Origin of the sequence: Mycolicibacterium xanthum (assembly GCF_019710635.1) — a bacterium.
GTDB lineage: Bacteria > Actinomycetota > Actinomycetes > Mycobacteriales > Mycobacteriaceae > Mycobacterium > Mycobacterium xanthum.
In genome coordinates this window covers 19,197-27,570 of record NZ_JAIFZS010000084.1, presented here as the reverse complement: position 1 = coordinate 27,570, position 8,374 = coordinate 19,197, and the positions used below count along the sequence as shown (strand labels likewise).

The following is an 8,374-nucleotide window of genomic DNA, read 5'->3' as shown; positions in this document are numbered from 1 at the left end:
CTACGCGCACTAGGCAACCGCTTCGTCGGCATCCTCCACGGCTGCCTACGCCACCACACCCACTACGACGAACACACCGCGTGGGCACACCGCACACCCCACGCCGCTTGACACTTACAGACTAGGGATGTCTCGCCAAACGAGGCATTTCGTGTTAACGTTACTAACATGAAATCGAGGGCGTACCAGATGACCGCGCGGGCAGCGTCGAGCGCCCGCACGGCCGAGTCGATCCTGGACGCCACGATGGAACTGTTCCGGGCCCGGCCGATCGCCGACATCACGCTGGCCGATATCGCCGCCGGAGCCGGTGTCACCGTGCAGACCGTGCTGCGCCGGTTCGGGGACAAGGATGCGGTGTTCGCCGCGGCGATCGCCCGCTTCGCCACCGAGGTCTTCACCCAGCGCGACGCGGCGATCGGGCTCGACGCTCGCCGGGCAGTCGCCAACCTGATCGACCACTACGAGCAGTGGGCACCGCTGATGCTCAAGATGCTTGCCGAGGAACCCCATACCCCCGGCCTGCGCGACACCCTCGACGCCGGACGCGACTATCACCGCAACTGGTGCGCCGACGTCTTCGCCGATGCGCTCGACCTACCTACCGCGCAACGAGCGCGTCGACTCGCCCAGATCTGCACCGTCTGCGACGTGCGCAGCTGGGAGAGTCTGCGCCGCAACCACGGCCTCACCCGCCAGCAAACCGAACAAGCAATCCTCGAGATGCTGACCCCGCTCCTGACGAAAGAACCATGATGGCAACGATTCTCGCCTACACCTCACCCGCACTCGGCCACCTGTTCCCGATCAGCGCCGTGTTGGCCGAGCTGGCCGGCCGAGGCCACCACATCGCCGTGCGGACCTTGCGCGCGGGTGTTCCCGCTGCGCAGAACCTGGGCTTCGACGCGGCGCCGATCGCCGATCAGATCGAAGCCATCACGCTCGACGACTGGAAGGCCCCCAACCCGCGCGCCGCGCTGGCCGTCGCTTTCGACACCTTCGCTCGCAGAGCCGAATTCGAGATCGACGACGTGCGCGCCGCACTCGATGCGACCCGGCCGGACGTGGTGGTGGTCGACGCGAACTGCTGGGGTGCGGCGGTGGCCGCGGAGGCCGCGGGGGTGCCCTGGCTGTCGTTCTGGCCCTACATCCCGTACCTGCCGTCGCGCGGAGTGCCGCCGTTCGGCCCGGGTCTGGCACCACGTACGGGTCCGGTCGGCGCGCTGCGCGACGCCGTGCTGCGCCCGGTGGTCACCGGGGGCATGGAAAAGCTGATCCTGCCCCCGACCAACGCGATCCGGACCCGGGTGGGCGTCCCGACGCTGGGCAGCATCACCGAGATCGTCGAGAATCCTCCGCTGACGCTGGTCGCGACGGCAGAGCCGTTCGAGTACCCGAGGAACAACTGGGCAGAGAGCGTGGCCCTGATCGGGCCGTGCGCCGCGGATCCGCTGCCCGCCGACGAGCCGGACTGGCTCGCAGCGATCGATCGCCCGATCGTGCTGGCGTCCACGTCCTCGGAGCGCCAACACGACACAGACCTGGTGACGGCGACGATCGCCGCGCTGCGTGACGACCCGGTGCACGTGGTGGCGACGCTACCCGCGGGAATCCCGGCGGGCCTGTCGGATGGCCCGAATGTGACGGTGCGGCAATTTGTTCCGCACGGCGCGGTGCTCGACCGGGCGGTGTGCGCGGTCACCCACGGCGGCATGGGGGTCACCCAGAAAGCCCTCGCGCGCGGCGTGCCGGTGTGCGCGGTGCCGCACGGCCGCGATCAGTTCGAGGTGGCCCGCCGGGTCGAGGTCTCCGGCAGCGGAACCAGGCTGCCCGCCAAGAAGCTGACCGTCGAACGCTTGCGCGAGCAGATCCGGGCCGCGATGACGATGTCGGCGGGCGCTCGCCGGGTGGCCGACGGTTTCGCCCGCGCCGGCGGTGCGCCCCGCGGCGCGGATCTGATCGAGCAGCGGCTACTCAGCCGAAGTGGACGCCCCGGGTCGTAGTAGGACATCCCGGGTCGTAGTAGTTGGGGGGCCCGCTGGCGGCCTGCTCCCGGCCCGACGTCGCGGGTGCGGTGTCGGGCCGCCGGCGACGATATGCGCGCTCTGGATGCCCGCGAGCGCGCCGTGACGCACGGCCGGCGCGGCGCGCCGCCGTGCAAACACGCGCGCTCGGCCGAACAGCGTGCCGAACAGACTCAGCCGAACAGCTCGCCGAAAGAAGGCTCAGCCGAAGTGGACGCCCTGGGCCAGGGGGAGTTCGGCGGAGTAGTTGACGGTGTTGGTGGCCCGCCGCATGTAGGCCTTCCACGCATCCGACCCGGACTCACGCCCGCCGCCGGTCTCCTTCTCCCCGCCGAACGCCCCGCCGATCTCCGCGCCCGACGTGCCGATGTTGACGTTGGCGATCCCGCAGTCCGACCCCTCGGCGGACAGGAACCGCTCGGCCTCGCGTATGTCCAGCGTGAAGATGGACGACGAAAGCCCCTGCGGTACAGCATTGTTCAGCGCGATCGCCTCGTCCAGCGTGTCGTAGGTCAGCACGTAGAGGATCGGCGCGAAGGTCTCGCTGTGCACCACTGCGGTCTGGCCGGGCATCCGCACCACCGCGGGCGTGACGTAGAACGACCCCTCGTCGCCCATGTCGACGTGCTCGCCGCCGATCACCTCGCCGCCCTCGGCGACGGCCTGCTGCAGGGCGCCGACCATGTCGCGGTAGGCGGTCTCGTGGATCAGCGGGCCGACCAGCGTGCCGTCGGCGAACGGATCGCCGACCGGCAGCTGCCGATAGGCCGCGACGATGCGCGACACCAGCTCGTCGGCGATCGACGAGTGCACGATGAGCCGCCGCAGCGTCGTGCAGCGCTGACCGGCCGTACCCGCGGCAGAGAACACGATCCCGCGCACCGCCAGGTCAAGGTCGGCCGCCGGGGTCACCACCGCGGCGTTGTTGCCGCCGAGTTCCAGCAGCACCTTGCCGAAGCGCTGCGCCACCCGCGGACCGACCTGACGGCCCATCCGCACCGAGCCGGTCGCCGAGAGCAGCGCCACCCGCGGGTCGTCGACGAGACGCTCGCCGACCTCGCGGCCGCCCTGGATCAGCCGGCTCACCCCGGCCGGCGCACCGACGTCGGCGCAGGCCCGCTCGATCAGCGCCTGGCAGGCGACCGCGGTCAGCGGGGTCAGCTCCGAGGGCTTCCACACCACGGTGTCACCGCAGACCAGCGCGATCGCGGTGTTCCAGGCCCACACCGCGACGGGGAAGTTGAATGCGGTGATGACGCCGACGACGCCGAGTGGGTGCCAGGTCTCCATCAACCGGTGCCCGGGCCGCTCGGAGGCGATGGTCTTGCCGTAGAGCTGACGCGAGAGCCCGACGGCGAACTCGCAGATGTCGATCATCTCCTGCACCTCGCCGAGCGCCTCGGAGGTGATCTTGCCCGCCTCGATGGTCACCAGCGCCGCCAGGTCGGCCTTGTGCTGCACGAGCAGCTGACCGAGCCGGGCCACCAGCGCCCCGCGCACCGGTGCCGGGGTCACCCGCCACGCCGAGAACGCCTGGGCGGCTTCGGCGATCGCCGCGTCGGCCTGCTCCACCGTCGACTCGTCGATGGTGAACAGCACATCGCCGGTGATCGGGGTGCTGGTGGCCAGCCCGCCGGCGCCGGGCGCGCCGAGGTCGACGGTGACGCCGACGGCGGCCAGCGCGTCACGGACCCGCGAGCGCAGGGCGTCGGTGGTGGGCAGTGCGGACTTCTCGATGGTGGTCATGAGCAGGCGACTTTCTCGTAGAGCTCGTAGGGGTCGTGGATGTGGTGGCCGATCTGACCGGCCATCCACTGCTGGCTGTAGTCCGATTCGTCGGCGCCTTCGGCGGCCGGGGTGTCGGTGTCCAGGTTCGATCGGAAGATCCCGGCCGCCGACGCCGGCAGGAAGTCTTCGTACACAACGGGTCTGGCGGGGTCACCGCCGTGGTAGTAGGCCAGCCCGGAGGCGGCCAGTTCGGCGTCGGTGCCGGGGAAGTGGCGGTCCCACACCGCGGCCGGATCGGGCGCGGCCATCGCGGCGTCGAACCGCTGCCGGCCGGCCGGGGTCAGCGCCACCCCGCGCTGCTCGACCTCGCCGAACCGGACCCGCAGCGTGTCGTCGGTGACCGTGCCGTCGGGCAACAGGAACCGGCGTGGCTCGGCCAGCGCCCGAAACGACGTCTGGCGCAACAACACCTGCGGGCCGTCGGTGTGCGGCGGTCCCTGGATGTGGTCGATCATCTCGATGCCGCGCGCGGTCATCGAGCGTTGCAGCGCGTCGATGTCGAGCACCCGCGGGGTCAGGTGGTTGATGTGGGTGGTGCCCACCCCCGCGATGTCGGCGGCCACCGCCGACACCGCCGAGAGCTCGTCGTACCAGGCCCGGTCGATCGGCTCGCGGGACAGTGCGAACGCCGACACGGCGGCGGCGACGAACTCGTCGGCCTGCTCGGCCGGGCAGCCGCCGTCGGCGGCGATCCGGCGGGCCGTGGCGATCAGCGATGGGTCGAACAGTTGCCGCCCGGACACGAACCGCTCCACGCGACTGCGCAGGTCGGCGCTGAAGAAGCGGACGTCGGCGCTGGCCAGCATCGAGGTGAACACCCGGAAGGGGTTGCGGGCCAGCTGTTCCGGGTCGATCGGCCGGAACGCGGTGGACACCACGGGAACCGGGGAGGCCGCTTCGCGCAGGTCGTAGTAGCCGACCGGGTACATGCCGAACGCGGCGAACAGGTCGGCGACCTGGGCGAGCTCGGCGGCGTTGCCGACGCGGATCGCGCCGTGGCGTTCGGCCGTGACCCGGTCCAGGGATCCGAGCCGGGCGGCCTCGGGGTGCTGCTCGGCGTACGCTCGGTTCACCTCGGAGCTGACGTCGACCAGCGTGTGGTAGGCGGGCACCTCCGCGCCGTACATCCGGGACAGTCCGGCGGCGAATTGCGCCCGCAGTTGCCAGGTTTCGACACGCTCACTCATCGCAGCACCTTCCTCGGATACAGTGCGGCCATGACCGACGGCGACGACGTCCAGCCCCATGTGCAGCTCGACGACATCGACCGCACGCTGGTCCGCGAGTTGGTCGCCGACGGGCGCGCGACGCTGGCCCATCTGGCCGCGACGGCGGGGTTATCGGTGTCGGCGGTGCAGTCGCGGGTGCGCAGGCTGGAGTCACGGGGTGTGGTCACCGGGTACACCGCCCGGGTCAACCCGGAGGCCGTCGGCAGCATGCTGTCGGCGTTCGTCGCCATCACCCCTCTCGATCCCTCTCAACCCGATGATGCACCCACCCGGCTGGAAAGCATCCCCGAAATCGAGGCGTGCTACTCCGTGGCAGGGGAGGACAGTTACGTGCTGCTGGTGCACGTCGCGTCGGCGCGGGCGCTGGAAGGACTGCTGCAGCGCATTCGTACCGCGGCCGACGTGAAGACCCGCAGCACGATTATCCTACAGAAATTCTACAGCGATCGGCAGTTCATACCGGATTAGTTACTGCCGTAGTCCGCCAAAACCGTATTTTATCCATATCGTGGGGACCGGCCGGTGGTCGCGATCGAAACGCGACAGCGCCGGTGATCGAAACGCGACAGCGCCGGTGATATCGCGTTTGCGCAGCGGTTCTGACCCGAGATCGGGTGCCACTGTGACCGGTGTGACGACAGTGCCGACGTTACGCATGCACCGCGCGGACCGACCGGATCTGCGGGAACTCGGCCCGCACCGCGGCGGCCACCATCGTCGTCAGCGTCTGGCTGCGCAGCGAGCAGTGTCCGCAGGTGCCCTCCAGCGCGACGCTGACGACGCCGTCGTCGACCGACACCACCCGCAGTTCGCCGCCGTGCGAGGCGACGTAGGGCCCCACCTCGCGGGCCAGCAACCGGGCGATCGGTTCCTGCAGATCGCCCGGCGCGGCGGCGGAGAGCGCCTGGAAGAGCGTGGTTCTGACCCGCGGCCCGTCGGCGGCCCAGGTGTGCCCGGGTGCCAGCCGGGTGAGGATCTGCCCGGGTGCGACGTCGACGGCGGCCAGCGTGCCGTCGGCGATCAGCTCGGCCGCGACGTCGGTGGGCGCCGTCGCGTCGGTGATCCACCGCATCGTCGACGCATCGTCGGTCGTCTCCGGATGCAGGCGGACCATCACGTCACCCAGATCGTCACGTACCGCGCGACAAAGGCGCCGATCCAGGCCAGCGTGAACATGTAGCACCACGCCACCAGCGGCCAGCGCCACGAGTTGGTCTCGCGGCGGATCGTCGCGACCGTCGACATGCACAGCAGCGCGAAGGCGAAGAAGATCAGCAGCGCCGCGACCGTCGGCGCGGTGAACAGCAGGTGCCCCTGGTCCGGCCCGGACGTCCACACCGCGGTGCGCACCGCGTCGCCGGGGTCCTCCGGGTTGTCCAGGCCGAAGATCTGGCCCATGGTCGCGACGAACACCTCGCGTGCCGCCATCGCGCCGATCAGGCCCACGCAGATGCGCCAGTCGAAGCCCAGCGGGTCGAAGACCGGCTGGATGAACCTGCCGATCGACGCGGCGAACGAGTGGTCCAGCACCGCGGCCGTGGTCGCGCCGGGACGCGGCGGCAGGTTGAGCAGGAACCACAGCACCACCGACGTCGCCAGGATGATGGTGCCGGCCTTGCGCAGGAACACCTGGGCCGAATCCCACATGCTCACCACCACGGTCTTCACCGACGGGAACCGGTAGGGCGGCAGCTCCATGTAGAACGGCAGCATGTCGCCGCCGAGCACGGCCCGGCGGAAGATCCACGCGGTCGTCATCGCGGCGACACCGCCGAGGATGTAGAGCCCGAACATCACCAGGCCCTGCAGCCCGATCGGACCCCACCGCGCCCCGGGGTCGACGAGCAGGCCGATCAGCAGGATGTACACCGGCAGCCGCGCCGAGCAGGTCATCAGCGGTGCGGCCAGCGTGGTGGCGATGCGGTCCCGCGACGACGGCAGCGTGCGGGTGGCCATGATGCCGGGCACCGCGCAGGCCACCGACGACAGCATCGCCACGAACGCGCGGCCCTCCAGCCCGGTGGTGGCCATGATCCGGTCGACCAGGAAGGCCGCGCGGGCCATGTAGCCGATCTGCTCGAGCAGCGAGATCAGCAGGAACATCAGCACGATCTGCGGGATGAACACCAGCACCGCGCCCACGCCGCCGATGACGCCGCCGCCGAGCAGTCCGGCGATCGTCTCGTTCGGGATACCGGTGGCCACCAGATCCGACAGCCACGCGAACAACCGCTCGATCAGGTCCTGGAACGGTGCGGCGACGCTGAAGATGACCTGGAAGAACGCGAACATCACGACCAGGAAGAACAGCGTGCCCCACAGCGGGTGCAGCAGGACCCGGTCGATCATGGCGCTGCGCTTGTCGGATTCGGGAGCCCGGTAGCGGGCGGCGTTGAGGATCGACGAGATCCACGCGTTGAACTCGTCGTCGTCGCGCGGGGGCGGGATCGGCACCCGCGACCAGCCTTCGGGGTCGGCCATCAGTTCACGCAGCGGGCCGAAACCCTTGCCGCGGCTGCCCACCACGCCGGCCACCGGGACGCCCAGAGCCGTGGCGAGGCGGTCGGTGTCGATGTGCCCGCCGCGGTTGGCCAATTCGTCGGGCATGGTCAGGATCACCATCGTGGGCTTGTCCAGCGCCAGCACCTGGGCCACCAGCGACAGCGACCGCTCCAGCACGGTGGCGTCGACGACGACGGCCAGCGCGTCGGGGGCGCTGATCCCGGACAGTTCACCCTGCAGCAGGTCGGCGACCACCTTCTCGTCGGGGCTGACCGGGTGCAGGCTGTAGGCGCCGGGAAGATCCTCGATGGTGAATTTCACCGTGCCGCAGCGCGGGCAGGTGTGCTTGCCGGTGCCGATGGTGCGGGCCACCGTCACGCCGGGGTAGTTGCCGGTGCGCGCGCGCATGCCGGTCAGGTGGTTGAAGACGCTGGTCTTGCCCGAATTCGGGCTGCCGACGAGGGCGATGCGGAGTTGGTCCTCGGGCGCGTCGGTCGAGGGTTTCGAGTGACAGGCGGGGGCGCTCACCGGGTGACCGCGACCTGGATGTGGTCGGCCTCGCGGCGCCGCAGGCACATGTCGTAGCCCAGGATGCGGTAGACGGTCGGGTCGCCCAACGGCGCGACCCGGACCACCTGCACGGTGTTGCCGGTGCGAAAACCGAGGTGGCGCAGGCGCATCGCGACGTGCTCGGGCGCGTCGCCGGTGATGCCGACGATGGTCGCCGGCACCCCGACGGGCAGATCTGGGAGTGGCGTGTCCACGGGCCGACCTTCGCGCGTTGGGTAGATCAACTTACTTAGGCGAGCGTAACCAGGGTTGGGGCACCCT

General features: G+C 70.2%; 8 protein-coding genes. 3 read left to right on the top strand and 5 right to left on the bottom strand.

Annotated elements, in window-relative coordinates:
- The first annotated feature begins 168 nt into the window (after window positions 1–168).
- Together JDV09_RS24745 and JDV09_RS24740 are read left to right on the top strand one after the other, a co-directional pair.
- Window positions 169–756, top strand: a complete 588-nt coding sequence (locus tag JDV09_RS24745; protein ID WP_221371787.1) for a TetR/AcrR family transcriptional regulator — start codon at window positions 169–171, stop codon at window positions 754–756.
- Window positions 756–2,003, top strand: a complete 1,248-nt coding sequence (locus JDV09_RS24740; RefSeq protein WP_221371786.1) for a nucleotide disphospho-sugar-binding domain-containing protein — start codon at window positions 756–758, stop codon at window positions 2,001–2,003. Before JDV09_RS24745 ends, JDV09_RS24740 begins: the two co-directional genes overlap by 1 nt.
- A gap of 222 nt (window positions 2,004–2,225) precedes the next feature.
- Here the strand turns inward: JDV09_RS24740 and amaB are convergent, their stop codons facing one another.
- Window positions 2,226–3,770, bottom strand: coding sequence for an L-piperidine-6-carboxylate dehydrogenase (amaB, locus tag JDV09_RS24735; protein WP_221371785.1), 1,545 nt, complete (start codon window positions 3,768–3,770; stop codon window positions 2,226–2,228).
- Complete coding sequence (gene hglS, locus JDV09_RS24730) at window positions 3,767–4,999, bottom strand: 2-oxoadipate dioxygenase/decarboxylase (RefSeq protein WP_221371784.1); 1,233 nt, start codon at window positions 4,997–4,999, stop codon at window positions 3,767–3,769. The genes amaB and hglS overlap by 4 nt, the downstream gene beginning before the upstream one ends.
- Window positions 5,000–5,029: 30 nt before the next feature.
- On the opposite strand from hglS, the gene JDV09_RS24725 reads away from it, so the two are divergent.
- Window positions 5,030–5,509: an Lrp/AsnC family transcriptional regulator gene (locus tag JDV09_RS24725; protein ID WP_221371783.1), complete on the top strand. Its 480-nt coding sequence runs from the start codon at window positions 5,030–5,032 to the stop codon at window positions 5,507–5,509.
- Window positions 5,510–5,690: 181 nt separating this feature from the next.
- Here JDV09_RS24725 and JDV09_RS24720 read toward each other — a convergent pair whose 3' ends face one another.
- The 3 genes from JDV09_RS24720 to JDV09_RS24710 are packed head-to-tail and all read right to left on the bottom strand — an operon-like array spanning window position 5,691 to window position 8,307.
- Entirely contained in the window at window positions 5,691–6,155 is a 465-nt protein-coding gene (locus JDV09_RS24720) for a NifU family protein (protein ID WP_255605971.1), read from the bottom strand.
- Window positions 6,155–8,071, bottom strand: a complete 1,917-nt coding sequence (gene feoB / locus JDV09_RS24715; RefSeq protein ID WP_221371782.1) for a ferrous iron transport protein B — start codon at window positions 8,069–8,071, stop codon at window positions 6,155–6,157. The genes JDV09_RS24720 and feoB overlap by 1 nt, the downstream gene beginning before the upstream one ends.
- The gene (locus tag JDV09_RS24710; RefSeq protein WP_221371781.1) at window positions 8,068–8,307 is read right to left on the bottom strand and encodes a FeoA family protein; all 240 of its coding nucleotides are present in this window, start codon (window positions 8,305–8,307) and stop codon (window positions 8,068–8,070) included. The genes feoB and JDV09_RS24710 overlap by 4 nt, the downstream gene beginning before the upstream one ends.
- Window positions 8,308–8,374 lie beyond the last annotated feature (67 nt).